We start from the raw sequence: 1,056 nt of genomic DNA, 5'->3' as shown, positions 1-1,056 counted from the left end.
CGGGGTGTTCGTGCCGCGTATCGGCCAGGAAGTGCTGGTCGACTTCCTCGAAGGCGATGCCGACCGCCCGCTGATCACCGGCCGGGTCTACAACGGAGAGCAGAGCCCCGACTGGCACAGCCACGGCCTGCTCTCCGGCTTCAAGAGCAAGACCTACCGCGGCAGCAAGTACAACGAACTCGTCTTCGACGACGCCACCGACCAGGAGCGTGTCCGCCTCAACTCCGAAGCCGAGAAGAGCCAGCTCAACCTCGGCTATCTGATCCACCAGACTGGCAACACCCGCGGCGCCTTCCGCGGCACCGGGTTCGAGCTGCGCACCGACGCCTATGGCGCCATCCGCGCCAATCAGGGGCTCTACCTCACCAGCTGGGGCCAGCTCGGCGCCAGCGGCGACCAGCTCGACCTCACCCCGGCCAAACAGCAGCTCGACAGCGCCTACCAGCTCAGCGACAGCCTCAGCCAGAGCGCGGCGGACCACAACGCCGACGCCCTCGACGCCCGCGAGCATCTCAAGCAGGCAGGCGAGGACGCCGACGACACCTACGGCAACAGCGAACAGCTCGCGGATGCCAAGCAGGATAACGCCCGTGGTGCCACCGACAGCGGCGGCCGTGGCGAAGCGGCACGCATGAAAGCGCCCTGGCTGCATATGGCCTCGCCCGCTGGCATCACGCTGAGCACGCCGGAATCGACCCACCTGGCCCAGGGCCGCTCGCTGAGCGTCTCCAGCGGCGAGGACGTCAACGTCGCCACCGGCAAGAGTCTGGCCGCCTCGATCTCCGAGAAGCTCTCGCTGTTCGTGCAGAAGGCCGGGATCAAGCTGTTTGCGGCCCGCGGCAAGGTCGAGGTGCAGGCCCAGAGCGACGAGATGGCGCTGACCGCCGAGAAGGACGTCAAGATCACCTCCACCGAGGGGCGGGTCGAGATCAACGCCGCCAACGGCATCCTGCTGAACAGTGGTGGCGGCTACATCCGCATCGAAGGCGGCAATATCGACGTTCATGGCCCCGGCAAAATCGACATCAAGGGTGCCCAGCACAGCTTTGGCGGGCC

At 67.0% G+C, this 1,056-nt stretch carries 1 protein-coding gene; it reads left to right on the top strand.

The features are described from left to right. Positions 1 to 1,056 (top strand): DUF2345 domain-containing protein (locus tag DOM54_RS19910; RefSeq protein ID WP_162619954.1); only part of this gene is annotated, 1,056 nt, incomplete at both ends.

It is taken from the genome of Salinicola acroporae (assembly GCF_003206615.1).
GTDB classification, from domain to species: domain Bacteria; phylum Pseudomonadota; class Gammaproteobacteria; order Pseudomonadales; family Halomonadaceae; genus Salinicola; species Salinicola acroporae.
Note: the sequence above shows the minus strand (reverse complement) of the source record. Positions and strands in the feature narration are given on the sequence as shown.